At 44.4% G+C, this 26,327-nt stretch carries 18 protein-coding genes and 2 tRNA genes; 8 read left to right on the top strand and 12 right to left on the bottom strand.

All coding sequences use genetic code 11. From position 1 onward, the window contains the following. The first annotated feature begins 134 nt into the window (after positions 1–134). A tRNA-Ala gene (locus tag H3S82_RS07240) sits at positions 135–210 on the top strand. A 453-nt stretch (positions 211–663) separates the two neighbouring features. On the opposite strand, the gene H3S82_RS07245 is transcribed toward H3S82_RS07240, so the two are convergent. From H3S82_RS07245 to folE, 8 genes are all read right to left on the bottom strand, one after another. Continuing rightward, positions 664–1,854, bottom strand: coding sequence for a hypothetical protein (locus tag H3S82_RS07245; protein ID WP_198232020.1), 1,191 nt, complete (start codon positions 1,852–1,854; stop codon positions 664–666). A gap of 86 nt (positions 1,855–1,940) precedes the next feature. Continuing rightward, positions 1,941–3,125 (bottom strand): alpha/beta hydrolase, encoded by a 1,185-nt coding sequence (locus H3S82_RS07250; protein ID WP_198232019.1) that lies wholly within the window; start codon positions 3,123–3,125, stop codon positions 1,941–1,943. Beyond that, positions 3,122–4,234 (bottom strand): ABC transporter permease, encoded by a 1,113-nt coding sequence (locus H3S82_RS07255; RefSeq protein WP_198232018.1) that lies wholly within the window; start codon positions 4,232–4,234, stop codon positions 3,122–3,124. Before H3S82_RS07255 ends, H3S82_RS07250 begins: the two co-directional genes overlap by 4 nt. A 4-nt stretch (positions 4,235–4,238) precedes the next feature. Then, entirely contained in the window at positions 4,239–7,085 is a 2,847-nt protein-coding gene (gene rbbA / locus H3S82_RS07260; RefSeq protein WP_198232017.1) for a ribosome-associated ATPase/putative transporter RbbA, read from the bottom strand. Next, the gene (locus H3S82_RS07265) at positions 7,082–8,155 is read right to left on the bottom strand and encodes an HlyD family secretion protein (protein WP_198232016.1); all 1,074 of its coding nucleotides are present in this window, start codon (positions 8,153–8,155) and stop codon (positions 7,082–7,084) included. The genes rbbA and H3S82_RS07265 overlap by 4 nt, the downstream gene beginning before the upstream one ends. A gap of 563 nt (positions 8,156–8,718) precedes the next feature. Continuing rightward, a tRNA-Leu gene (locus tag H3S82_RS07270) sits at positions 8,719–8,803 on the bottom strand. Positions 8,804–8,963: 160 nt separating this feature from the next. Next, positions 8,964–9,398, bottom strand: coding sequence for a phosphoribosyl-AMP cyclohydrolase (gene hisI / locus H3S82_RS07275; RefSeq protein WP_198232015.1), 435 nt, complete (start codon positions 9,396–9,398; stop codon positions 8,964–8,966). A gap of 12 nt (positions 9,399–9,410) precedes the next feature. Continuing rightward, on the bottom strand, positions 9,411–10,031 hold the full coding sequence (folE, locus tag H3S82_RS07280; RefSeq protein WP_077971581.1) for a GTP cyclohydrolase I FolE: 621 nt from the start codon (positions 10,029–10,031) through the stop codon (positions 9,411–9,413). 124 nt (positions 10,032–10,155) lie between these two features. Between folE and H3S82_RS07285 the strand changes: the two genes are divergently transcribed. From H3S82_RS07285 to thrS, 3 genes are all read left to right on the top strand, one after another. After that, positions 10,156–10,620: an iron-sulfur cluster assembly scaffold protein gene (locus H3S82_RS07285; protein ID WP_078039556.1), complete on the top strand. Its 465-nt coding sequence runs from the start codon at positions 10,156–10,158 to the stop codon at positions 10,618–10,620. Further along, the gene (gene yidD, locus H3S82_RS07290; protein WP_369458820.1) at positions 10,604–10,930 is read left to right on the top strand and encodes a membrane protein insertion efficiency factor YidD; all 327 of its coding nucleotides are present in this window, start codon (positions 10,604–10,606) and stop codon (positions 10,928–10,930) included. Before H3S82_RS07285 ends, yidD begins: the two co-directional genes overlap by 17 nt. A gap of 121 nt (positions 10,931–11,051) precedes the next feature. Then, positions 11,052–13,031 (top strand): threonine--tRNA ligase, encoded by a 1,980-nt coding sequence (gene thrS, locus H3S82_RS07295; protein ID WP_198232013.1) that lies wholly within the window; start codon positions 11,052–11,054, stop codon positions 13,029–13,031. 271 nt (positions 13,032–13,302) lie between these two features. On the opposite strand, the gene H3S82_RS07300 is transcribed toward thrS, so the two are convergent. Continuing rightward, on the bottom strand, positions 13,303–14,361 hold the full coding sequence (locus H3S82_RS07300; RefSeq protein ID WP_198232012.1) for a hypothetical protein: 1,059 nt from the start codon (positions 14,359–14,361) through the stop codon (positions 13,303–13,305). Between the two features lie 91 nt (positions 14,362–14,452). Continuing rightward, the gene (locus H3S82_RS07305; RefSeq protein ID WP_210326698.1) at positions 14,453–14,779 is read right to left on the bottom strand and encodes an iron-sulfur cluster assembly accessory protein; all 327 of its coding nucleotides are present in this window, start codon (positions 14,777–14,779) and stop codon (positions 14,453–14,455) included. A 96-nt stretch (positions 14,780–14,875) separates the two neighbouring features. Here H3S82_RS07305 and H3S82_RS07310 point away from each other — a divergent pair, with 96 nt between their 5' ends. The 4 genes from H3S82_RS07310 (at position 14,876) to H3S82_RS07325 (ending at position 23,132) form a co-directional block, all read left to right on the top strand. After that, complete coding sequence (locus H3S82_RS07310) at positions 14,876–16,078, top strand: deoxyguanosinetriphosphate triphosphohydrolase (protein ID WP_198232011.1); 1,203 nt, start codon at positions 14,876–14,878, stop codon at positions 16,076–16,078. Positions 16,079–16,108: 30 nt separating this feature from the next. Then, positions 16,109–17,866, top strand: a complete 1,758-nt coding sequence (gene argS, locus H3S82_RS07315; protein ID WP_198232177.1) for an arginine--tRNA ligase — start codon at positions 16,109–16,111, stop codon at positions 17,864–17,866. Between the two features lie 165 nt (positions 17,867–18,031). Further along, positions 18,032–21,199 carry an SPOR domain-containing protein gene (locus tag H3S82_RS07320; protein WP_198232010.1) on the top strand — a complete coding sequence of 1,056 codons (3,168 nt, stop codon included), beginning with the start codon at positions 18,032–18,034 and terminating at the stop codon, positions 21,197–21,199. Positions 21,200–22,022: 823 nt separating this feature from the next. Continuing rightward, a complete protein-coding gene (locus H3S82_RS07325; protein ID WP_198232009.1) occupies positions 22,023–23,132 on the top strand; it encodes a branched-chain amino acid aminotransferase in 1,110 nt (369 codons plus the stop codon). 712 nt (positions 23,133–23,844) lie between these two features. Here H3S82_RS07325 and glpX read toward each other — a convergent pair. Then, positions 23,845–24,834 (bottom strand): class II fructose-bisphosphatase, encoded by a 990-nt coding sequence (gene glpX / locus H3S82_RS07330; RefSeq protein ID WP_077971598.1) that lies wholly within the window; start codon positions 24,832–24,834, stop codon positions 23,845–23,847. A 173-nt stretch (positions 24,835–25,007) separates the two neighbouring features. Next, positions 25,008–26,324 (bottom strand): homoserine dehydrogenase, encoded by a 1,317-nt coding sequence (locus tag H3S82_RS07335; RefSeq protein WP_077971599.1) that lies wholly within the window; start codon positions 26,322–26,324, stop codon positions 25,008–25,010. Positions 26,325–26,327: the final 3 nt, after the last annotated feature.

The raw sequence follows: 26,327 nt of genomic DNA on the forward strand, positions 1-26,327 counted from the left end.
GCGAATTTCGCCTCCTTTTTTGTTTGTTTTTAAAGAATTAAGGCGATAATTTAACTGAATTGAAAAACGCTCTTGATCTTCTAGGCGTTGCACTTTAATACCGCCTACAATGTAATGGACGTTCCATTCGCCAAGGGGCTATAGCTCAGCTGGGAGAGCGCTTGCATCGCACGCAAGAGGCCAGCGGTTCGATTCCGCTTAGCTCCACCAATTTTCCTCTTACAACTATATTGATCAGATAGGATTGAGCGTTTCTGCCGGAATCTAAATCATTAATGGTTTCCGGTTTAAGAATAACTCGGCAAATGCATTGTTAGCGAAAAACATAAGTTGAGCACGTAATCAATAAAATCCATCTTCTGTAAAGGTTTTGAATTTTCATTGTTCAAAAAATTTGCATGCTTGAATTGCTCGCTCACTGTTGAATTATCGCGCTATTTATTTTCAAAAAATATTCGTGATCAAAAACAGCCGACGTTCAATAACGATAGAAATTTTCTCGGATTCATTTACGTCTTCAGTCAACAACCGTCTATTTCAATGAAGAAAGCTGACACACTTTGTGATATAAAATTGGCTCCGGCTTGGTGTCAAAAGAGAAAAACACGAATTACCTAAGCCTTAGACCGTCAATAGTATGATGGTCTATGTGCCAATTTCGGGCTATTTATTTGCCGAAATTGCAAGGTTAAGCTCGCGCACGAATTCTTTCGGACTAAGCTTTCCTGATATGGCAAGCATAATGACGGGTAATTTATCCATCGGAGTGGATGAAATTTTCAATGAACGAGGCATGTCCAGATAAGCTGTTACGGCTTTTTGGGCTTCATTTTCAAAATTGGTGTCCTTTGCAAATGAAAGCCAGCCAGGAAGACCCGTTTTCCATTTTGCTTTAAGCGCATCAGCACTTATTCCCATTCTCTTTGCTTCGGTATTAACAAGCTTTTGGGTAATGGAGCGGTCTTCAAACTTTAATTTACCACCATAAAAATTATAACGCTGAACCTGAGCAAGCATACCAAGCCACATTTGGCTAGACTTGATATGGCCGCGTTCATTTTCGCGTTGAAGTGTCACAACGGTTAACAGTGAGTCAAGTGTCATACCATCCATTTTCAGGCTGACGTCGAGCACCCCACCTTTATCAAGCACAAGATGGAAATGTTTCAAATCCATCATAGCAAGATAACCGCCATATGCTCCGGAGATGTCCAATCGTCCGGTCGCATTTTTATAGCCCATCGCAATAAAGTCTTTTCTGGTCGAGCCATCCGGAAAATTGTCAACAAAAACGGTTATTTTCTGAATATTGATTGTAAAATCAACAGGATTTTCACGAATAGAGGGGCGAAGAGAAACAGAGCCTTTTTCGAGCAACGCCAAACGTTTTTTGGAATTGTCTTGCAACTCTAACTTGCTGAATCGCCCGTTCTGGTACCGGAAACCGATGTTCTGGTTATAAATGCCCTTGTTCGGGGGCAGTATTACATTGTTAAAGCTTACATCGGCAACTTTGATTGTGTTACCTTCGTAAACGTATGAAATTTGCGGTATCGCCACTTTATCTACTGAAAAACCACCATGGTCTTCTTGCTTGATACCTGAAAATTCGACTTTACCCAGTGATGAAGCCGGTGAAATCGGCGTACCCGTTACCCGCACATTATCAAGTATAACATGATCGCCATCACCAAGGACTGCGCCATAGGAAACCGTCACAGATTTTCCGAAAGCTTCCGAAAAACGATTAACGAAAGCATCTCTATCAATCGCATAAGCTGAATGCGCTACAAGAGAGGTGGCGATTGTTAGAACGAAAGCAAGTGAAAGCAACCGGTATATTTTTAAAAACACCTTAATCAACCTGCAAGATTGCACTCCAACGAAACCTCTAGCATCTATTTTTGATCATTGTGCCGGGTTTTCAACCCTGCACGACCTTAATCCTGACTTACAGCCGAAATTATTCTCGCCGGAGTGTAGAAAATAAGATTGGTTGTGCCGCGCAAGATGTTTCCACTATCGTCCATCATGCGCTGCCCGTTTGTCTCGCTCGTTTCTTTCATCATAGACGTCGAAAGCGAACCATCATGGGCAAGAGCCATGAGCGTTGGAGAAGAAGCAAACACATTATGTGCACCACCGTCAACATCGGACAAATCCAGAACCGCAATACCGTTTTTTTGTAATAACGGTATACTTGAACCATCTCCGACACGAGCGTGCCCACCAACCAGACGACCGGACACTGCTAACGCCTTGTCTTTACGCGAAACAAGCACTGCTGTGGGTTGTGGCATTTTTTTAACATCCTTGAGCTGACGCTCGAAAACGTCGACATCAATGTCCGGCGCGGCCATAAGGAAACTTGATATTCTGTCGATCGGATAACGTTTACCTTGAAGCGAAAGGCTACGTAACGCCTCCATTGTTACGTAATTTCCCATGGAATGAGCGACAACAGTAATCTCGTTGGCATCCGTTTCACTGAGCAATGTCAGAAGATCGGCAAGCCCGTCACGTGCAAAATCCGCACTGTCACGGTCATAGACATAAAGCGGGATAGAGCCGCCCGAAGGCCATGAATAATGCACGGTAACCGCTTTTAATGAATAGTCGTAAGAGAATTGCGCTGCTCTAAAGGTACTATCGGCAAAATTGTTGTTGTAGCCATGGATAAAAAGAAATATCTCGCGCTTTCCTTTAGGTTTCTGATCAAGCGCTTTATTGAGCTCTTTCTTGAATTCCTCGCGGCCATTATATTTAACCATATTAACCGCAGAAAAATACTTTTTCAAATCGGGCTTATAACCGTTTGTTTCAACCAATCCTTTTTTGTGTTCTTGTGGTATACCCACATCAACACGTGCGTAATTCAGGTTTTTCGACCTCTTTGTGCCAAAAGGTTCGGAATAATCATCTTGTGCTTGTCTGCTCGTTGCAACATAGACAGGAACCACTGCCTTGGGTTGGCCAGGTTTGTGAATAGCGGCATTTTGAGCTGCAACAGTTGCCGGTGTAGCATTTTTTCCGTGCCATAAAACAGCACGGGGGCCACCACAATTTGTAAGGGCGATCAGACAAACGCAAAACGCTATATATCGACCCAGTAGTTTTATTCTCATTTAAGTGTAGCCCTGAAACGATTGAGCGAGAAGACAAATAGTACAGAACCTATCACTGCCAAAGCAGCAAAATTTACCCAAACAACCGAAAAACCGGCTCCACGATAAAGAATTGATTGAGCCATCATAATGAAATGCGTATTCGGCGCTGCAAGCATGATATTCTGTATAAATTCCGGCATACTTTCACGCGGTGTAACGCCGCCTGACAGGATTTGTAATGGCATCAGAACAAGCATAAGCAAAAGGCCGAATTGTGGCATGGATCCAGCAACCGTTGCCAGTGCAATGCCCATTGACGTGGTGGCGAACAGATGTAGGCAGGTTCCCGCAAGGAATAACGTAACCGACCCTTCGATCGGTACTTTTAGCAGGCCTTGCACAATAACGACCAACGAAAACGTTGCCGCAACGAGAACGATTGCCCCCATTGACCATACCTTCGAAATCATAATTTCGGTCGGTGTGACCGGCATAACAAGAAGATGCTCGACAGTTCCATGTTCGCGTTCACGGATAAGCGCAGTCCCCGTCAAAATGATGGAGAGCATTGTCACATTATCAATCACATTGATAATCGAACCGAACCATGATTTTTCCAATTCGGGATTGAAACGTGCGCGTAGGGTAAGCGAAACCTGTTGTGGTTCTTTCGTGCGGTAGTGCGAAACGAACTCTTTCACTTCGGCGTCGACAATCTGCTGAATGTATTGTGAACCGGTGAGAGCCTGCGTTGTACGTGTCGCATCAACGTCAAGCTGTATTGCGGGAGACCGGCCGGCAAGAACATCACGCTGAAAATTTGGTGGAATATCAACAGCGAATGTATCAATCCCCTGATCCATGCGGGAATCAAGTTCGGATTGGTTTATATCTTCGGGCGTAATGAAATAAGGCGGAAGAAATGCCGTGGCAATGCGTGTTGACAAAGGTGAACTATCTTCATCAACAATTGCTATAGGTGTCTTGTTCAAAGTTTCAGGCGTCGCATTAGCCGATATATAAATGGATATTGTGAATGCGTAGACAATCAGGACCAATAGCATCGGGTCACGGAAAACGCCGAGCAATTCTTTAATTCCCAAATCCAGAATATGATTTAACTTCATGACTTTACTTCGCCTGTTTTTTAGTAAGCCACGAGGCTATGATGACCAAAATCGGACCTGCCAGTATCAGCGGAATAAATGAACCGACAAGGTCATGGAACTGGAGTGCTTTAGCAAAAGTGCCACGTGAAATCAGAATAAAATATGTCGTCGGATAGATATCGCCGATCAATCGACCGGCTCCTTGAAGGGAGCTCACCGGATCCATCAATCCGCAAAATTGTGTTGCGGGTAGTATAGTGAGGACTGCAGCGCCAAAAATTGCGGCAATCTGGCTATTCATAAAGGTTGAAATCAACAATCCGAAAGCCGTTGAAAATGCCACATAAAGCAAACCCGCCAACATGAATGTCAAAATGCCGCCCGTAAAATGCACCCTGAATATAAAAATGGCGAACAGCCACAGTAAAATACAATTGATAAGTCCGAGCCCAATATAAGGCAGTTGTTTACCAACCAGGAATTCGAGCCTTGTGACCGGTGTAACGTAAAGATTGATGATGGAGCCCATTTCCTTTTCACGCACCACGGATAAAGCTGCAAGCATGGCCGGAATAATTAAAAGCAAAATCGGTATAACAGCGGGCACCATTGCAGTAAGACTTTCAATGCCGGGGTTATAGAGGAATCTGACTTCCAGGCGATAATCCCCCATAGTGGCCGCTTTTCCCTGTAGCGTTTTAGCTTTATTCTGGAGCCACAAGGCGTGCATACCTTGAACATAACCGCGTACTGTTTCGGCACGTAGCGGCATTGCGCCGTCAATCCAGGCACCGACCTCGACATTGCGGCCCCTTTCCATATCTTTCCCGAACTCGGGTGGTATTTCGATAGCGAGACTTATTTCGCCCGAGCGCATACGCGCATCAAGGTCGTCATAATCGACAATATCTTTCTTCTGGATAAAATATCGGGATCCCGAAATCTGCTGGACATAATCGCGACTGATAACCGATTGGTCGTGATCAAGCACTGCAAAAGTCAAATTTTCAACTTCGGTATTGATTCCATAGCCGATAACGAACATCAAAATGACACTGCCAAGTAAAGCCATCGTTGCGCGGATAGGATCGCGACGCAATTCCAATGCTTCACGGTTGGCATAGCTCATCATCCGCATAAAATCGAAACGTCGTTTAAAACGGCTTCCATGCGACCGTTTAATCTCCGGATTTCCATTATCATCGGATTTTTGTTTGTTAACGTCCGTTTCTGATGATTTTTCACTTGCCTCGTTTTTGACACTCGAAGATACATCGACTTTGGCTTTTTTCTCGGCATTCTGCTTATCTATAGCATCTTGCAGATATTCTATGAAAGCTTCCTCAAGTGTATCGGCATTTTTCGATTTTACAATTTCCGAAGGTTTATCGGTAATCAAAACTTTGCCGGCATGCATAAGAGAAATACGGTCACAGCGCTCGGCTTCATTCATGAAGTGTGTCGTAATAAAAATGGTAACATTATCATTACGCGACAATTCGCCAAGTTGCTGCCACAACTGGTCACGAGCAATAGGATCGACACCGGAGGTCGGTTCATCAAGTATAAGAATTTCCGGCTCGTGCAACAACGCAACGGCCAGAGACATACGTTGTCTGATGCCAAGCGGCAACGAATCCGGCATCGCATCGAGTACATCCTTAAGCTCGAAGCGGTCAATCATTGCCTGCATACGTGCCTTGACTTTTTCCTCCGGAATTTCAAACAGTTTTGCATGAAGTTGCAGATTTTCAAGAACCGTCAATTCAGCGTAAAGTGAAAACGCCTGACTCATATATCCAACGTGACGACGCGTCTCCATATCATTGGCATTGATTTGTCGTCCAAACAATTTGGCGGTGCCTTCTGTTGCCGGAAGCAGTCCCGTCAACATCTTCATTGTCGTGCTTTTGCCGCATCCATTAGAGCCTAGAAATCCGAAAATTTCGCCTTTTTTAATGCGGAAACTTACATGATCAACTGCGGTAAAATCGCCAAAACGCTGTGTAAGGCCGTCAGCTTCTATCGCTATTTCTTCATTTCCGGTTTCTTGACGAGGCGGAATAACAACTTCCACGTGGCCTTTCTGTTCTTCCGTCGGCATGAGAGCGATAAAAGCTTCATCAAGGTTTTTGGTCTTTGTCTGTTCAAGCAATTGATCCGGCGTACCTGTGGCGAGTATTTTGCCATCATACATGGCAATCAGCCAATCAAACCGCGCAGCTTCTTCCATGTAAGCCGTCGCGACCATAACGCTCATATCGGACCGTTCTTTGCGGATATCGTCGATCAGGTCCCAGAATTGACGTCTTGAAAGAGGGTCAACACCTGTTGTCGGTTCATCAAGAACAAGAAGTTTCGGGTCATGAATAAGTGAACAAATAAGACCAAGCTTTTGCTTCATACCCCCCGAAAGCTTGCCGGCTGGACGATCTTCGAAACCGTTAAGTCCGGTTCTTTGGCACAATTCCGAAATACGTGCTTGCCGTTCTTCTTTTTCTTGTCCAAAAAGTCGAGCAAAGAAATCGGCATTTTCCTGAACCGACAAAGTCGGATACAAATTTTTTCCCAAACCTTGAGGCATGTAGGCGATGTCGGGACACACATCAAGACGGTGCTGCTTATCACGCATATCACCGCCCAATACGTTAACAGTGCCGTCCTGAATCTCGCGTGCTCCGGTAATCAGCGACAACAGACTTGACTTGCCGACACCGTCCGGACCTATCATGCCGATCATTTTTCCTGTCGGCACTTCAAGATCGATACCGTCTAGCGCTATCTTTTCACCGTAAACCAGACGGACACCAGATAATTTTACGACTGGTCTATCTGTTTCCGGTTTTGAGAGTTTGGAAGATTCTGTCATTGAACTACAGGAGTGCTAACAATCGACGGCCATTTTGCATTAGGGTCAGTTTTAACATAAGCCACGCCGGGCAAACCAGTTTTGACCTGTTTAATATATTTTTCCAACAAATTTTGTGGGATTTGCGCACGAACACGGAACATAAGTTTTGCGCGCTCTTCGGCAGTTTCGACAGTTTTCGGCGTAAATTGTGCAACATCCGAAACAAACGAAATATTTGCAGGAATAACATATTGCGGAGCGGCATCCAGCACTATTCTCACTTCCGTACCGATTGCAATCTTACCTACCGTCTTTGTAGGCAAAAAGAACGTCATATATACATCGCCAAGATCTACCAGATTAAGCACCCGACCTCCGGCTGCAACAACTTCGCCGGGCTGAGCAATACGGTATTGGATTCGCCCCGATCTTGTTGCTTTCAATTCGCTATCGTTAATGTCGGATTGGATACGTTCAATCGTTGCTTTGGCAGCTTCAACAGCCGCTTCGGCATTCACAACATTTGCTTTGGCTGTAGAAACCGCTACTTTTGCAGCAGCAAATTGTGCTTTTGATGCCGCAACGGCTGCAAGAGCGCCGTCATAGGTTGCCTGATCATCATCTCTAACCTGGGTAGAGACAGTACCTTTTTGCTGCAATGTAGCCGAACGTTGGTACCGTCTATTGGAGTTATCGCGTTGTACTTCATTTTGCGCAACTGTTGCCTCGGCCGCCTCTTGTTCGGCTTGGCGCTGCTCGACTTCCATTTTAGCCGTATCAACATTGATAACAGCCCGTTTCAACTGTGCCTGCGCCTCACGTAACTGCGCTTGCAAGTTTTCAGTATCCATATGGGCAACAACATCACCAATATTGACAAAATCGCCCTCTCTCACGGTAATATCCTGAATGCGCCCGGCAAGCTTCGAGGCAATATCAATTTCGGTAGCCTCTATGCGACCATTTCCCATAGCTATACCTTCGGGCAACCCCGGATGAAGGTAGGTTTTCAAGCCACTATAGACAGCAACTATGGCAATCACAGCGATCGCTATCCAACCCCATTTTGCCTTACCTTTTGCAGCCATCAAACAGTCTCCATTCTAATTCCGATAAAAAGGAATGCGTTTCTAACCAAGTTTGGCGCGTCACATTATCATCCATAGTTGCATTTGAAAAGTTACCTTTTATAAAAGAAAAGCCGACCAAACTTCATTGATTAACGGGCGAACAAAAAATAAAAATCGGATTGTCCTGTCGTTCCGTAGATAGTCCGTTCACTACCAATCTGTTCTATTAAACCGGAAAACGAATAAAATTTTTCTAATGATCACAATGGCTTCTAAAACGTTGTTACTGACTATTTCATATTCCTGATTATTCAACTTTATCTATGACAGAATTTTTTATTGGCAAATATTATTAAGAAAGTATCAAATCCACTCATTCCATCCCCACTTGGTTATCAGCCGTATTTATCATGCCTGAGCGCTATTTCGGGTAGGAGAATAAAACAACGGCTTTCTAAGGGGTGGATTTCGCCCCTTTTAAAAGCATTTACAGTGAGTTTCTAACAAAAATTAATTCATACCCCGTCCACCGACGAATACAGGTTTCAATCGGGAGATGAATAGCGCAATCGGAACAAGAATGGTGCGGTCGAGAAGACTCGAACTTCCACGGGTTTCCCCACAGCGACCTCAACGCTGCGCGTCTACCAATTCCGCCACGACCGCACGTGGTAGAAGCCTGTAATTAACCGGCTGGCGGCATTTAACAAATCGACGGCAGCAAAACAAGACCTTTTTTCAAAAAACGTGAATATTTATGTTACAACACGGTTAAGAAAAGCGGTTTTAACGCTTTGTCTCTATCGCATTCGGTCTTTAAATAAGTTCAGCTCCGATATACGTCTGCCGGATTAAAAAGCGGCTTTTCCGAATCCACTTCAAGGCGGGCAACGCCATTTTTCACCTTTAGACGCCGATAAAAGCAACTCTTACGGCCTGTATGACAAGTTGCACCCGCTCCCAGAACACGAACTTTCAACCACAATGCATCCTGATCACAGTCGACACGAATCTCTTCAATTTTCTGTATGTTTCCCGAGCTCTCGCCTTTTTTCCATATTTTTTGACGGGACCGTGACCAATAATGCGCAATTCCCGTTTCAAGTGTGAGCTTCAGCGCTTCTTGATTCATAAAAGCGACCATCAACAAACCGTCACTCTCCGCATCGGTTACGACTGCGGTAACGAGACCTTTTGAATCGAATTTGGGTAAAAATTCTGCCCCCTCTTCCAGATTATTTTTCGCTTCAGACAATTCCATCCCTCGCCGTCATCACAATCCGCGTATCATTTTTAAAAAATTAACCTGCGCTTCGACATTATCTTTATAAAAACCGCGATAAGTCGCTGTGACAGTTGTTGATCCCTGTTTTTTCACTCCGCGCATTGCCATGCACATATGTTCAGCTTCGATAAGGACAGCAACTCCACGCGGTTTGAGGTAACGATAAAGCGCATCAGCTACCTCTGCCGTTATGCTTTCCTGAGTTTGCAAACGTTTGGCATAGACATCAACGACTCTGGGAATCTTTGATAATCCGACCACTCTGCCGTCCGGCATATAAGCAATATGGGCTTTACCGATGATCGGAACCATGTGATGTTCACAATGCGAATAGAAAGGAATATCCTTTATAAGAACGGGATCATTATAGCCTGATACTTCGTCAAACACCGTGCCAAGAATTTCTTCTGCCGACTGGTTATAACCGGCAAACATTTCTTCATAAGCTTTAACAACACGCTTGGGAGTATTGACCAGACCTTCCCTATCCGGATTTTCACCCGCCCAAAGAAGCAACGTGCGTACAGCTGCTTCCGCCTCTTCACGGCCAGGCCGTTTGTTTTTTGTTTGATGAGCCGCACCAGTAGCGTTTTTTTGAGCGGATTGCATTATTCAACTCCAATTTACCAGCAGAGAAAACTTGGTAGTTTTCATGACTACTCCTATATAGACACATATATCGAGAATCAAAGTAAGTTCATAAAAAACAGGTTGTTTTTTCGAGCAACAAAATATGATTGACGAAATTTATAACGACAAAATCCTCGGCTATGCGGCACATATCGACAAAATCGGTCGTCTCCCACAGCCTGATGCTACGGCACAAAAACACTCCCGAATCTGTGGATCAACTGTCACTGTTGACCTCAATATGGAAAACGGGGTTGTAACGGGATTCGCGCATATCGTGCGGGCATGTGCTCTGGGGCAAGCCTCCTCCTCATTGATGGCAAGCCACATTATCGGCCTCAAAGCTGATGAACTGCGTTCGCTCAGAGAGACTGTCTGGCAGATGTTGACTAAAAACGGGCCGGTTCCAACAGGCAAATTTGCAGATTTCGCCTGCCTCGAACCGATCAAGAATTATAAAGCCCGCCAACCGTCCACTATGCTCACATTTGATGCGGTGGTAGACTGTATAGACCAGATCGAATCCCGCCAAAAAGATGGGCATAATGATAATGTCTCGAAGCCGTAATTACGATGGGCCTTGGCGCAAAACCCCGGGAAGGCTTCTCGGCACCGGTCTCGTGCGCTTTTATCAACTCACCCTTTCGGGCTTTATTGGCAACCAATGTCGACATCTACCGACATGTTCGGAATATACTTATGAGGCGATTGCTCGTTACGGATTATGGACAGGATCGTGGATGGGGCTATTCCGCATTATGCGTTGTGGCCCGTTCGGCACGCACGGATTTGATCCGGTACCAACTTGTCTCGACCCGGCTTGCCATTGGTATATGCCTTGGCGTTATTGGAAAATTGCTGCAAAGAGACATGAATAGACTTTCTTTTTAGAAAAAGAAAACTTAAAAGGACAGGCATTGAACCGCTTTGTTATAACCGACAAAAGCAATTGACACCCCCACCCGCATTCGTTGGCGGGACTGGACTAGGAGTAATTTTATGTCTTCCACTGTTTCTATCTCATTTCCTGATGGCTCGAAGCGCGATTATCCTGAAGAGATGACCGGATTGGAGCTTGCTCAATCCATTTCAAAGTCATTGGCAAAGAATGCTGTTGCTTATAGCTTTGACAATGTTCTACGCGACATGTCCGATCCGCTTGGCCAGTCCGGCTCGATCGAAATTATCACACGTGACGATCCACGTGCGCTTGCGCTGATCCGCCATGATTGTGCTCATGTTCTGGCAGAAGCCGTGCAGGAATTATTTCCGGGAACTCAGGTAACCATTGGACCGGTTATCGAAAATGGCTTTTACTACGACTTTGCCCGCAATCAACCTTTTACGCCTGAAGATTTGCCGGTCATCGAAAAGAAGATGCATGAAATCATCAAGCGCAACGCAAAATTCACGAAAGAAGTGTTGCCGCGTGAAAAGGCAAAGAAGATTTTTGCCGATAAAGGCGAGCTTTATAAAGTTGAATTGGTTGATGCAATTCCGGAAAATGAAGACGTAAAAATTTATCATCAGGGGGAATGGTTTGATCTCTGTCGCGGACCACATATGCAGTCTACAGGGCAGATCGGAAACGCGTTCAAACTGATGAAAGTCGCCGGTGCTTATTGGAGAGGCGATTCCAATAACCCGATGTTGACGCGTATTTATGGAACTGCCTTTGCCAACGAAAAAGATCTTGCTGCCTATCTTCACATGCTTGAGGAAGCCGAAAAGCGTGATCATCGTCGGTTGGGACGCGAGATGGATCTTTTCCATTTTCAGGAAGAGGGTCCAGGCGTCGTTTTCTGGCACGCCAAGGGCTGGAAAATGTTCCAGAATCTCGTAAGTTATATGCGTCGGCGTCTTGATGATCAGGGATATTCGGAAGTCAATGCTCCACAGGTACTTGATAAATCCTTGTGGGAAATATCGGGGCATTGGGGCTGGTACAAAGAAAACATGTTTAAGGTTACACCGGCAGGCGATGATGCCGATGACGACCGCGTTTATGCCTTGAAACCCATGAATTGCCCAGGACACGTGCAAATTTTCAAGCATGGGCTGAAATCTTATCGCGAATTGCCAATCAGACTTGCCGAATTCGGCGTTGTTCACCGTTATGAACCATCAGGTTCATTACATGGTTTGATGCGCGTTCGTGGTTTTACTCAGGATGACGCGCATATTTTTTGTACAGATGAACAACTTGCCGACGAATGCTTGAAAATCAACGATCTGATTTTAAGTACCTATGCCGATTTCGGTTTTAACGAGATCACTGTCAAGTTGTCCACACGTCCTGAAAAACGCGTTGGTTCCGACGAATTATGGGATCACGCCGAAAGCGTCATGTCAGAGGTTTTGCGCACGATCGAAGAAAAATCGAATGGCCGCATCAAAACCGGCATTCTTCCTGGTGAAGGTGCATTTTACGGTCCAAAATTCGAATATACTCTGAGGGATGCAATTGGCAGAGAATGGCAGTGCGGAACAACGCAGGTCGACTTCAATCTTCCCGAACGTTTCGGCGCATTCTATATTGATAAAGATTCAGAGAAACGCCAGCCGGTCATGATACACCGTGCTATTTGCGGATCTATGGAACGCTTTCTCGGTATTCTTCTTGAAAACTATGCCGGCCACTTGCCTTTATGGTTCGCACCTCTTCAGGTCGTGGTTGCCACGATCACATCGGAAGCCGATGATTATGCAAAACAGGTCGTCAAAAAGCTCAAAGCTGCCGGCTTGTTAGCAACAACCGATCTCAGGAACGAGAAAATCAACTATAAAGTTCGTGAACATTCATTACAAAAAGTACCGGTTATTCTGGTTTGCGGTAAAAGAGAGGCGGAAGACGGTTCAGTCAACATGCGTCGACTGGGAAGTCAGGAACAAATATCCCTGCCCCTTTCAAAAGTTATCGCCGATCTGAAAGAGGAAGCAACGCCTCCCGATCTTCGCCGGGCTAACGTAGAAGAATAGAAATTAACCCGTTGTCTGGCAGATAAGTCTGCTTATCTGCCAGATTTTTCAGACATTGATCGCGAGTGATCAAGAATATTAATGAAAGCCTTGGCTTTGCTGAGAACCGATTAATTTCAATATTGAATTTAAAAACAAAAATGGACCACGCACTTAACAAGTACATGCTATCCAATAATATTTTTCATCTGAAAATAAGTAAGAAAAGCCATTCCCGGATGGTTTTAGTTATTCAAACCGCTTCGTGAAAACTGCTGTTATTTAAAAATTGTCAATCCATTGAATCATCAACAGGTGCAACAGGTTGTGCAGTTGTCAACACATCGACATCCTGATCGTGGCCGGACGTGACGGAAAATTCTTTCTGATAGATTTGATCTTTATTTTTCGCGATAGCAATATAATCGCCTTCAGCAAGAACCAGTGTAGCATAAGCGCCAACCGTCTCACGGATAATATCACCAGAATCGTTGGTGATTGACCAACTGGTGTCTGCCAAAGCTTCTCCCCCTTGCTGGCGTACAAGCTTCAAAGTGATCAAGGCTGCATGATGTTGCATCGTTGCTTCGGTAATTTTACCGGCATCAACTTTGATATCGGAGCGCGAAATCGCATTTGCCGATCCGTAATTGGAAACAATATGATAATCTCCGGCTTTCAAACGTATGACTTTGCCGGGTTTTACATCAGCCAAAATCAATGCAGTATCGTCGTTCTCGCTGTCGTCCGAATAAATCGAAAAACGTAAATATTGCGGGTTGATCTTACCTTCCGGCATCGTCGCATTGAGTTTTAGTCCACCAGCATTCAATACCAGAATTTCAGACATTTTTTGGTCTGTAGTTACAGTTACCCGTCTCATAGCGCTGGCATGTCCGAAAGACACATGCACAATGTAACTACCCGGATCGAGCGTAAAATGTGCGTCTCCCCCCTCTGAAGAAGCGACCAGTGGTAATTTGTTATCGACACCATAAATCGGTTCGTAAATACGCCAAATGAGACCGCGTGTGATATCTGTACCTTTGTCTGTCAATCTGGCGCTCAGTGCGAGATCGGCTTTTTGTGACGACGTCGCATGGTCTAATGGAACTGTGGAGGGGTGAGCCTGAGGAGAATTCGGGCTTGCCGGAGGTGGATTTGAGGTTTTGGGCGCCGGTTTTTGCTTGAATTGATTATCTTGATGATGTTGTCCCGGAGCAACCAGATTTAATTCCGGCTTTTTTTCCTCTGCATAGCTATTAAAGGCGCAGAACATCCACGAATAAATGAGGATAATCGCTGGAAAGATTATCTTTTCTATGTTTTTCGAATTGGAAGTTACTGTCATCTCATTTTAACTGTCAGCATTATGATGGGATTCAAGAGTTTTAGCAAAATAGACTGAAAAGCATATCAGGTGCTTTTCATTGTTAACCGGACTATATCGAAAAACTGGCTCCACAGCCACACGAAGATACGGCATTGGGGTTGTTTATTTTAAATGCCTGCCCCATCAGGTCATCGACGAAATCTATTTCAGAACCATCCATTAAAGGCAATGACACCGAATCAATAAATATCTTTGCGCCATCTTTTTCTATGACCAGATCGTCGTCGGCTGGGGCTTCGTTTACCAGATCATATTTATAAGAAAAACCGGAACACCCGCCACCTTCAACGGAAATGCGCAAAGCTGTCTTGTCAGGTTCTCCCGCCAAAATCCGCGCTATGCGCTTGATCGCCGAATTTGTAACTTCAACGCCCATAATCAAAATTTCCTTGCGTTAAACTGTTTTCGTAAACTTGAATATCAGATAAGAGATATTTTCTGATGAATCTAGGTCTCGATCGGAAAAGTTGCAATGGATATAAAAAATATAGGCTTTGGTTATCGGCCGCGAGCGCCCTATGCCAGCGATCCGGCAAAAAGCCGTGGACGTTTGTTTTATGAACCTGAAAGCCCTACGCGCACACCTTTCCAGCGGGATCGCGACAGAATAATCCATTCAAATGCTTTTCGGCGTCTGAACCACAAAACACAGGTCTTTATAGCTGATGAAGGTGACCTTTATCGGACACGTTTGACGCATACAATCGAAGTTTCGCAAATAGCCCGTGCATTGGCACGGGCATTACGTCTTGATGAAGATTTGGCAGAAGCTATCGCGCTGGTTCATGATTTTGGCCATACGCCATTCGGTCATGCCGGCGAAGATGCTTTGAATGAAAGGATGAAACTTTACGGTGGTTTTGACCATAATGCCCAAGGCTTACGGATTGTTACATCTCTCGAACACCGCTATCCGAAATTCAATGGTCTAAATCTCACTTGGGAAACTCTTGAGGGACTGGCCAAACATAATGGCCCGCTTGCGGGGTCGGCGGCCACCAATTCGTCAATACCGCTTGCAGTCGCAGAATATAATGAACATCAGGATCTGGAACTTGACCGTTTTGCCAGTCTTGAGGCCCAATGTGCCGCCATTGCCGACGATATTGCCTATAACGCTCATGACATTGATGACGGGCTACGTGCCCGCCTTTTAAGTTTGAAGCAACTGGAAGACGTCGAACTAACAGCCGGTATCCTCGGGTCGATAAAAAGTGAATATCCCGATCTTGATAAGACAAGAACCGGTTATGAAGTCGTTAGACGCCAGATCACGTTAATGGTCGAAGATGTCATTCAACACTCGTTTGAACTTATTGCCGAAGCCGCGCCAACGAACGTCGATGATGTTCACGCTGCAGGACGACAACTGGTAAATTTTTCCTCCTCTATGGCTACGAAGGAAAAACACTTGAAAAAGTTTTTATACAAAAACCTCTATCATCATGAATATGTATGGGAACGAAGGCGCGAAGCAGAAAAAATTGTTGCCAACCTTTTCGATTTTTATTTCAAAACGCCGCAAGCAATGCCCGATGATTGGTATCAGGCAACCGGTGATGGAGACGTTACTAGGCGCGCGCGCGTAATTTCCGATTTTCTTTCCGGTATGACAGACAATTATGCACAAAGAGAATATCGACGATTGTTTGACCGCGAGACCTATTTGTCTTAAACGAAGGTGACAACAATACGGATTTTCATGATGAATATTTTCAACACATTCGAACAGAAGATTAAGGAACTGCTGCAACAGTCTGATATTAAATCAAAAGATGGCCAACCACTTGATTTAAATCGAATAAGCGTTGAAGCACCACGTGACCCGTCACATGGTGATCTTGCGACAAATGCCGCTATGGTTCTTTCGAAAGCTGTCGGCTGTAATCCTCGTGTTTTGGCCGAAAAGCTCGTAAATCTTCTCGAATCCGACAACGATATTGAATCTGTCAACGTTGCGGGCCCCGGTTTCATCAATCTGCGCCTTACGGATGATTTTTGGCGCAACATGCTGAAAACCATAATAAAATCGGGTCCTACATTTGGTCGCTCGGATATCGGTGTCGGTAAAAAAGTCAATGTTGAATATGTTTCAGCCAATCCGACGGGTCCGATGCATGTCGGTCATTGCAGAGGAGCCGTGGTAGGTGATGTGCTTGCCAATCTTCTCTCGTTTACCGGTCATGATGTCGTAAAAGAATATTACATTAATGATGCGGGTGGCCAAATTGATGTATTGGCAAAATCCGTTTTCTTGCGTTATCGCGAAGCGCTGGGTGAAAATATCGCAAAAATACCCGAGGGATTATATCCTGGCGATTATCTGGTGCCTTTGGGACAGGCTTTAGCCAAAGAATTTGGTAACAAGCTTCTTGAAATGCCGGAAGATGAAAGGTGGCCTCTTATAAAAGAGAGATCGGTTGATGCCATGATGCGGATGATCCGCGACGATCTTGCTGCTCTCAACATTCACCATGACGTCTTTTTTTCCGAAAAGACGTTGCATGCAGACAATGCAAAAGCGATACGCAGTACCATCAACGATCTTACGTTGAAAGGCTATGTTTATAAGGGAACCCTCCCTCCTCCGAAAGGACAAGCTTCGGAAGATTGGGAAGACCGTGAACAGACTCTGTTCCGTTCCACCGAAGTCGGTGATGATCAGGACAGACCATTAATCAAATCGGATGGGTCATATACCTATTTTGCGGCGGATGTTGCCTATTTCCGCAACAAATTCGAACGCCAGTTCAATGAAATGATTTATGTTCTCGGTGCCGATCACGGAGGATATGTCAAGCGCTTGCAAGCTGTTGCAAAAGCTATTTCCGGCGGCAAGGCCAAGTTGACAGCATTGCTCTGCCAACTCGTAAAGTTGTTTCGCGACGGGCAACCGGTTGTTATGTCCAAGCGTGCGGGTTCTTTTGTGACCTTGAGAGATGTGGTCGACGAAGTGGGACGCGATCCAGTACGTTTTATGATGATTTTCCGTAAAAGCGATGCGCCATTGGACTTTGATTTTGCCAAAGTAACCGAACAATCAAAAGACAACCCGGTATTTTATGTCCAATATGCAAGTGCCCGCTGCCACTCGGCTTTTCACAAAGCCGAAGAACAACTGAATATCAAGAATCCGTCGGTCGACGATCTGACGGGTCACCTCGATATGCTTAGTGATTCCGGCGAAATCGCACTTATAAAGAAGCTGGCTGAATATCCCCGTATTGTCGAACAGGCGACAAAGAATTATGAACCGCACCGTTTGGCATTTTATCTATACGATTTGGCATCAAGCTTCCATGGGCATTGGAATAAAGGGGCAGAGAATGAACAGTTGCGATTTGTCGCGCTAAACGATATGAATTTGTCATTGGCAAGATTGGGACTGATTCGTGCGGTCTCCAGTGTACTATCATCGGGCTTGGGAATAATCGGTGTTGACGCGCCAGTTGAGATGCGGTGACGAACAACACTTTAATGCCATCTGGTAACACCCGTCTTGCGTGTAATATATTCATTTCATATATATGATATTAAAGCAGAATATTGGTTTTTAAAAAGAATCCGCTTAATATACGGCAGAATGCAATAAACAATTGATTGCGTAACCGACCACGTAGGAAAAGCTATGACAGATAATAATCGTAATGCCTTTCGTCCCGAAGGGCAGGCTCAACAAAGCAACGATCCGCTGCTTGAGCTGACACGTTTATTCAATCTGGATTTCAATCCCAATGGGAACAATGAATCTAATCGGCCGTCTAACCCGGAAACCAGTGCAAATGTAACACCTGCACCTGAGACAAATAATCCCGATGACGCCGATTTATCATTTTTGGACACTGGTGCGGCGCCAGAAGCCCCGCAGGCGCAAAACTCTCCCTATCCTCAGGACGATATCGGTTCGACGCAGCAAAATGTGAATGACGATCTGGATTTTCTGCCCGGAGCCGACCAACAACAGTCACCTTCAACGGCAGGCGGAGCAGGTTTGCCGTTTAATGAACTTTATGATGCTCCCTCGTTCACTCCACAAGCACGCACACCAGAGAATGTTGCGGGTGCGCCGAACACGTACAACGATGATCAGCTCGACATGCCACCTGATCTTCCGATTGGTGACGAACCTATTTTACCCAGGCAAGGTTTTAATCAATCCCCTGGTGCGCCGCTAAATAGCACTCTACCGGAAGACTTCGATTTTGTGCCTGAGCGGAATGCAGACTCGCCCACATTCCAGAATAGAAGCGAACCTGATCCTGTTTTGCCGACACCTCCTCAAAACAACTATAATCAACCATCGGCGCTAGCACCCGATACAGCTTCGGCTGTGAGACAAGTTGCGGGTGAATATCCACATCAATACGCACCGAACGCTGCGGGGCAATTTACTTCACCGGATAGCTCACCCCGGTATTCCCCACAGCCGACGACGGCACCCGTTCAAGAACAACAAACGACGCAACAATATCCCGCTTTCGATGAAATGAAATTTGACAAGGAGCTGGAAAATCTCCTTGTGAATGCGCCCCTTGAAAGCTTTGACAATAACGCTAATCCGGCTGATACAGGCAATAGTTTTTCGGCTTATGTATCTCAACAAGAGACTAATCCGGTTCAATCAAATAACGATCAATACGGATATTCCAATCAATATGCGGCAGTTAACAATGCGGAAGTAAACAATCCAGCTGCAAACGATCCGGAACCGTTTGGAAGTACCGTTACGCAAAACTATAATCCACAGCAAATGCAGCCGCCTTTGCACTCCGGAGAGGCAATGGGAGCGAACAATACTGCTCCGCAAAATGTTGGAAATACCCAATCGCCCTTGCCTTATACGCCGCCAGCCGCCGATGTAACAGCAGCGGACGAAAGTTTTTTTGATAATCATGATCCGTTGGAAGATAATGTTTATGGCCGCGACACAGATTATGCGAATTCATATAATCAGAATTCGGATACGCAATTATTAGACCGCAACCAGTCACCTTCGGCATCCGTAGGTGAACAACATAACATTGCTGCATTTGATCTTGAAGATTTGTCAACGGGCGAAAATGTTATTGTCAATCCTCCCGCACCTCAAATGTCCACCGACGAGCAGCAACAAGAAGGAAATTTTGCACCTGAACAAGATCAATATGCGCAATCTTTAAACCAGCAGGAGCCGGAACCGTCCAAAAATCAAAATAATGATTTTCAGCCGCAATATGTACAAAATCAACAGGCGCAAATTTCTCAACCGGTTTTAGAGGAGCATGGACAAGACGACTATTCATATCAATCTAGCCCGGTCTCTGGAAACGATGAAAATTTACAATATGGAAATGACAAAAATGGCGACCTTCCGCCAGATGTAGATACATACAATTTTGCTGAAAACGTCGTCGAAACAACCGAGCCGGTTGATGTTCCCGACATTCCCTATGCTGAAGAAGAGACGGCACAACAAGGCGATGCTCTTGAAAACGAATTTGCTGATGTATTCAGCGTTGGAAATAAGCAGGAAAGCGCAAATAAAGCGGCCGAGCAGGACGATTTTTTTGCCGATGCCTATGCACAATCAGGTTATAATTTAAAAAAACAGCAATCTTTTGAAGAAGCTGATTTAGAACAAGCAAATTATGATAATGCCGGTTCATACACGAATTACCCGACAGAAGCCCCTACTCAGCCGGATGAAAATCTACCTTTAGAGAGTCTGCAAAATCAAAAACGGTCAAGCTCTTTTGTAAGAAAATTGACCATTGGCGGCGTTGTTTTGTTTATTGCTGTCGGTGGCGGTTATGCTGCATCGAAGTATTTTCTCCCTTATAATAGTGATGGTCAGTCAACCGTTATCCATGCCGACGAGGCTCCATATAAGATACAGGCAGAACAGACTTCCAACAATCACGATACATCGAATAATCAGGACGTTTATAACCATGCAAACGGAGCAGACGATACTTCGAAAGAAAATCAGGACAAACTCGTTGACCATTCGGAAACTCCGGAAGATATAACGGCCTTGAATAATGTGCCTGATAGTGTTGACTCTTTTTCTGACCCTTCCAATGTCGAGGATGCAATCACAGCCGCTTCGGATCAAACTGTTCCCACTCGAGAAGTGCAATCTGTCGTCGTAAATCCGGACGGAACAATTTCTCCAAGTAATTCGGCGGACAATGCTGAAAAGAATGCTGATAATTCGGATACTGAAAATTCACACGCCGAGGCAGCAATTGGCGCGACGAAATCTCCGAATGCGGTTAATCCGACTTCATCAACAACCAACTCGCAATCCAATACCGAAACGTCAACAACGGATTCGGAACTTGCAAAAATCATCAACGATGACGCAAAATCTAATGAAAAAAATAATGCGTCTGCCAATGTGAATAATTCAGAAAACGAAAGTGATATTTTTAATTCGGTAAAGACACCGCAAACGAAAAAGCAGGCACAACCAGTACAAACAGCCGATTTGTCAGAGGAATCTTCAGCTGCGTCCAAGCCGGTTGCACCAGCGAAAAGTGCGAACGTCACACCAATGGCGAGCGTCGGATCAGGCGGATATTATGTCCAGATAGCTTCCCAACCAACAAAGGAATCGGCTGTCGCATCATTGAATAACGCGAAAAATTCATTCGGCGCTTTAATCGGCTCGCTTCCATTGAGCATAGAGCCAGCTTCGATACCGGGTAAAGGTACCTATTATCGGGTAAGAGTACAGGTAGGACCGCGCGAGAATGCAATCAGTATTTGCGAGCGCATCAAAAGCCAAAAAGGAAATTGCTTCGTTGGAAAATAGCTTTAGGAAATAGCCATTTTCCAATGTTGATGAACTAATGGGTTATTTGTTTGGGAAATTTCCGCTTCTTGTCAGGCAAATTTTCCTTTTTCCTAATAAAGCGACTATCATTGACAATTCAAAACGCATCCTGCCCTGAACGGAATTTAATCTTTGTCCGATTTTTTGTAGTCGCAAAGTTAAAAAAGCAGAAATAAATAATTAAGAAACCTGAAAATTTGAAAAATCGTTTGTTTAAGAATTCTATTCTTATTGAAAATTTCTTTATAATTTAAAATATAAAATATTTTATTATTTTCTATATTTTTTATTATTTCTCTAAAAAAAGTCTTGTAACCGGTTATTTACTATTACCACTATTTCTCCGGAAAAGTTATTTTCGACATCGTCGACAATAACGACTACTCAGCATGTCAATGGAATTGAAAAATCCGATCATAAAACATCAGGATGTGGTTGTCTCAATCACGACTCGTAAATTGATAATTCAAGTTCAATATCGAGAAATCACGAATTAATTAATAAGTTACCGTTTCTGTAATTTTACCATTTTCGTTATTTTTGAAAAATCCGTTAAAGCCGATAATCCGTCGGTTATATTAGGACTAAACAATTTTCTTTGTTTGCAGATAACAACTTGAAAATCTTCGTTCTTCAAATGCGAAAAAGATTTCACAATGTTGTTCTTCCAGCCTCGAAAAGATCTAAAATCGTTGACACAGATGCCAAACAAATTTTAATGTTCAAACCTTATTGCACGACCAAAATTGTTAATTGTTAAAGGTGTGCAATAAGGAAAGATAGATTTCAAAAGGTTATTGTCATGACAGGTTCCAGTACTGTTCTTCCATTTAAAATAAAAAAAAATCCCAATCCCGTTAGCGCTGAAAAGCGTGCGGAACTATTGAAGAATCCTGGATTTGGTCGCGTGTTCAGCGACCACATGGCAGTGGTGCAATGGTCGACTGACAAAGGTTGGCACGACGCAGTTATAACTGCACGCAAACCTTTTCAGATTGACCCGGCAAGTGCAATTCTTCACTATGGGCAGGAAATTTTTGAGGGATTAAAAGCCTATCGCGCTCATGATGGTCGCATCCTCCTTTTTCGTCCGGAAGCAAATGCAGAACGTTTTCATAATTCGGCAATACGACTGGCCATGCCACCAATCGGCAAAGATGTATTCCTTGCAGCAATCAGTGAACTTGTAAAAATTGATCGTAATTGGATTCCGGAAACACCTGACTCCAGTTTGTATCTTCGTCCTTTTATGTTCGCCAATGAAGCCTTTTTAGGTGTTCATCCGGCCAATGAATATATTTTTAGTGTTATTGCGTCACCAGTCGGGTCTTATTTCAAAAGCGGTTCGACGAAACCGGTCAGTGTTTGGCTCGATACCGAGTTCAGTCGTGCTGGCCCCGGCGGCACAGGTGAAGCAAAATGCGGCGGCAATTATGCCTCCAGTCTTCTTGCCCAAATCAACGCCGAAAAAAATGGTTGCGATCAGGTTCTGTTCCTTGATGTTGTTGAACGCAAATGGATTGAAGAACTGGGTGGTATGAATGTCTGTTTTGTTATGGATGATAATCGCTTGATTACCCCTAAACTTGATGGAACAATTCTGCACGGCGTAACGAGGATGTCGATTTTGCAGCTCGCCAAGGATAATGGCATGAAAGTCGAAGAACGCAGCTATTCCTTCGACGAACTCAAAAAAGACGCAAAAAGCGGTCACCTCAAAGAAGTATTCGCATGTGGTACCGCCGCTGTGATAACGCCAATCGGTGTATTCAAATATGAAGATGGAGAAACCGTCATTGGTAACGGGAATGGCGGCGAAATAACCCAGAAATTACGTGAGCAACTCATTCATATTCAAAAAGGTGAAGCAAAAGATCCCTATGGTTGGGTTAAGACTGTAAAAGTCGACTGATTTTCTTGCGTATTGTTTGTAGCATATTGAAAGTGCAGCCTGAATAGGCTGCACTTTTTTGCGTTTAACTGTCTTCATTCATGTGATATTGCTGAAACGAATTCGATTTAATATCCTTGCCACGATGGAAAGCCTTTTATCAACTTTAAAATTAGGCAATTATTTTCATAAATAAATATATTTTTACTAATTAGTTATTATCGGACACACATTTATGAATATATTTATATAAAAAATTATTTACTTGGAAATTACGTTAGTAATTATATTTAATTTGTTAAAAACGTTATCATGAATTTGTCGAAAATAGCATTATAGAATAACTCTACTTTTGAGCCCTATATTAATATACACAACGCCAAACTATTTAATTTGAAAAATAACTTTCCGGTAATTTATGAGGTGTGAACGCTTCTCCTTATTCGTTTGCCTCACTAATTACTGAAAAATATAAAGCGATTACGCAAGTTGTTGTTTTGCCAAAATGCAGTTTGTTATCTGTCAAATAATCAAACAAAGCGTCCGGTATATTCAGAGAACATCGTCGATATTTAAAAAACCGCCGCTGTTACCTCGTAAAATAGTGGCAAAACGTGTTCCCGTTTCTTGATGGAACCGATATGCAAAAAAAGGCGTATTTCACAATCGAAATACGCCTTCGGAATAATGTAAGTGCATCATTCACCGGCAATGCCGGTTCAATTCATCCGGATCAGTCGAACTTTTTCATGTCCTGATGGCGGGCAATGATATTACGAATTGTGCCCGTATGTGAACGCATTACAATTGTATCTGTTTGAATATAATTTTTGGCAAATTTTACGCCGGAAAGCAGGTTTCCGTCCGTAACGCCGGTCGCTGCAAACAGTACATCACCCTTTGCCATTTCTTCCATGGTGTAAACTTTGTTCGGGTCTTTTACGCCCATTTTGGCAGCACGGTCGATTTTTTCTTGCGTGTTCAATTGTAAACGACCTTGCATCTGCCCACCAATGCATCGCAAAGCCGCTGCAGCCAGCACACCTTCCGGTGCGCCACCTATCCCCATATAAATATCAATACCGGTTTCATCGGGATCGGTTGTATGAATAATGCCTGCGACATCGCCGTCACCAATCAAGCGGATTGATGCACCGGTTGTGCGTACTGCTTCAATAAGTTTGGCGTGCCGAGGCCTATCCATGATACAAGCTGTAATCATATTCGGCTTGACGCCTTTTGCCTTGGCTAGTGCATTGATATTGTCAACAGGGCTTGCATCTATGTCAACAAGGCCTTTGGGATATCCTGGGCCTATAGCGATCTTCTCCATGTAAACATCCGGTGCATAGAGCAAATTGCCTTTTTCCGCCATAGCAATAACAGCTAACGAATTAGGCAAGTTCTTCGCGCATATGGTTGTTCCTTCCAGAGGATCGAGCGCTATATCGACAGACGGACCTTCCTTGGTACCTACCTTTTCACCGATATAGAGCATAGGAGCTTCATCGCGTTCTCCTTCACCGATAACAACCGTACCATCTATCGGTAGACGGTTCAATTCTTTGCGCATCGCATCAACGGCTGCCTGATCGGCTGCCTTTTCATCTCCACATCCACGAATGCGTGCGGCGGCCACTGCCGCGCGTTCGGTAACGCGAGCGAGCTCAAGTGTTAAAATACGATTGAGTCCATGTAATGTACGGTCAGCCGAGTTCGACATATGATTGATCCCATCGGGTAATTGTTAAAAAAGCTAAAGTTGTTGCGCAACATTATATAATAGCCTTTTGGCAAAGACTAACGTTTATCGCAAGAGGAATTATGATCAATTCAAGACTTATAATTGATAACATTAGTGATCATTACACAAACCAATGTCAAAACGCCCGATTTTTAGTTCGGACGTTCTATGCGTATCATTTGCGGCTTATCAATAAGGTGCCCGTCTTCCATAATGGACGACAAAGCTTTACGCACTGACGACTCGGTTGTTTCGTGTGTCACAAGAACAATATTCTTCGTATTCGGTTGTATATTTTCTGCAAGTGGCCGTTGGACAATAGATTCCAGTGAAATGGAATTTTCAGCCATACGTTTTGCGACAGTCGCAAAAACACCGATCTTGTCATTGACTGTCAAACGGATGAAATATCCCCCAGCATGGGCACGCATCCGTGCACGTTTATAAGGTGCAAGAGCTTGAGCCGGTGTGCCGAAAACAGGTCCGTGTTGAAAACCCGGATGAGATTTCGCAATATCGGCAATATCGCCGATGACAGCCGATGCTGTTGCGTTCCCTCCGGCTCCGGGCCCCGACAGCAGCAATTCACCAAGAAGATCGGTTTGTATAGAAACCGCATTTGTGACACCTTGCACTTGCGCAATAACGGAAGAAGTGGGCACCATTGTAGGGTGCACACGTTGTTCAATACCGGTGTCGGTTTTTACAGCTACGCCAAGAAGCTTGATCCGGTAACCGAGCTCATCCGCCGCATGAATATCGGCAAGTGATATATTGCTTATTCCTTCAACATAGATGTCGTCGACGGAAATGACGCAACCAAATGCCAAACTTGTCAGCAGAGCAAGTTTGTGCGCCGTATCAAAGCCTTCGATATCGAAAGTAGGATCAGCTTCGGCATAGCCCAGTTTTTGAGCTTCCTTCAAACATTCTTCAAAAGAAATTCCTTCTGCGAGCATCCGGGTCAAAATGTAATTACATGTACCATTCAGAATACCGTAAACTCTGGAAACATTGTTTCCCGAGAGCGACTCGCGCATTGCCTTGATAACGGGAATACCCCCTGCAACCGCTGCCTCGAAGTTTAAAAGAACGCCTTTTTTCTCGGCAATTTTTGCTAACGCCACCCCGTGGCGAGCGAGCAAGGCCTTGTTGGCTGTTACAACATGGTGACCGTGTTTCAATGCTTCTTCGACACAAAAACGTGCAATCCCCTCCTCGCCGCCAATGAGTTCGACAAAAACGTCAATATTGTCGCTTGCAGCCAGAACCAACGGGTCATCGACCCATTCAATGTGTTGAAGATCAATGCCACGCTCTCTTGTTCTGTCACGTGCACTCACAGCCACGACTTCAATGGGCCTGCCACATTGTTTTGTCAGCAAGTCCTGTTTCTCTTTCAATATACGAACAACAGAACTTCCGACCGTTCCAAGCCCGACTATGCCGATCCTCAACGCATTTACCATTGG

The organism is Bartonella sp. M0192, from assembly GCF_016102305.1.
In the GTDB taxonomy this organism is placed as follows: Bacteria; Pseudomonadota; Alphaproteobacteria; order Rhizobiales; family Rhizobiaceae; genus Bartonella; species Bartonella apihabitans.

Bases quoted from the DNA above. Each gene is read 5' to 3' on its own strand.
- H3S82_RS07265 (WP_198232016.1), bottom strand. From the start codon at position 8,155: ATGGCTGCAAAAGGTAAGGCAAAATGGGGTTGGATAGCGATCGCTGTG.
- hisI (WP_198232015.1), bottom strand. From the start codon at position 9,398: ATGGAATTGTCTGAAGCGAAAAATAATCTGGAAGAGGGGGCAGAATTT.
- rbbA (WP_198232017.1), bottom strand. From the start codon at position 7,085: ATGACAGAATCTTCCAAACTCTCAAAACCGGAAACAGATAGACCAGTC.
- H3S82_RS07300 (WP_198232012.1), bottom strand. From the start codon at position 14,361: ATGACAGTAACTTCCAATTCGAAAAACATAGAAAAGATAATCTTTCCA.
- H3S82_RS07305 (WP_210326698.1), bottom strand. From the start codon at position 14,779: ATGGGCGTTGAAGTTACAAATTCGGCGATCAAGCGCATAGCGCGGATT.
- H3S82_RS07250 (WP_198232019.1), bottom strand. From the start codon at position 3,125: ATGAGAATAAAACTACTGGGTCGATATATAGCGTTTTGCGTTTGTCTG.
- yidD (WP_369458820.1), top strand. From the start codon at position 10,604: ATGTCTCGAAGCCGTAATTACGATGGGCCTTGGCGCAAAACCCCGGGA.
- H3S82_RS07285 (WP_078039556.1), top strand. From the start codon at position 10,156: ATGATTGACGAAATTTATAACGACAAAATCCTCGGCTATGCGGCACAT.
- H3S82_RS07320 (WP_198232010.1), top strand. From the start codon at position 18,032: ATGACAGATAATAATCGTAATGCCTTTCGTCCCGAAGGGCAGGCTCAA.
- glpX (WP_077971598.1), bottom strand. From the start codon at position 24,834: ATGTCGAACTCGGCTGACCGTACATTACATGGACTCAATCGTATTTTA.
- H3S82_RS07255 (WP_198232018.1), bottom strand. From the start codon at position 4,234: ATGAAGTTAAATCATATTCTGGATTTGGGAATTAAAGAATTGCTCGGC.
- H3S82_RS07325 (WP_198232009.1), top strand. From the start codon at position 22,023: ATGACAGGTTCCAGTACTGTTCTTCCATTTAAAATAAAAAAAAATCCC.
- H3S82_RS07335 (WP_077971599.1), bottom strand. From the start codon at position 26,324: ATGGTAAATGCGTTGAGGATCGGCATAGTCGGGCTTGGAACGGTCGGA.
- thrS (WP_198232013.1), top strand. From the start codon at position 11,052: ATGTCTTCCACTGTTTCTATCTCATTTCCTGATGGCTCGAAGCGCGAT.
- H3S82_RS07310 (WP_198232011.1), top strand. From the start codon at position 14,876: ATGGATATAAAAAATATAGGCTTTGGTTATCGGCCGCGAGCGCCCTAT.
- argS (WP_198232177.1), top strand. From the start codon at position 16,109: ATGAATATTTTCAACACATTCGAACAGAAGATTAAGGAACTGCTGCAA.
- folE (WP_077971581.1), bottom strand. From the start codon at position 10,031: ATGCAATCCGCTCAAAAAAACGCTACTGGTGCGGCTCATCAAACAAAA.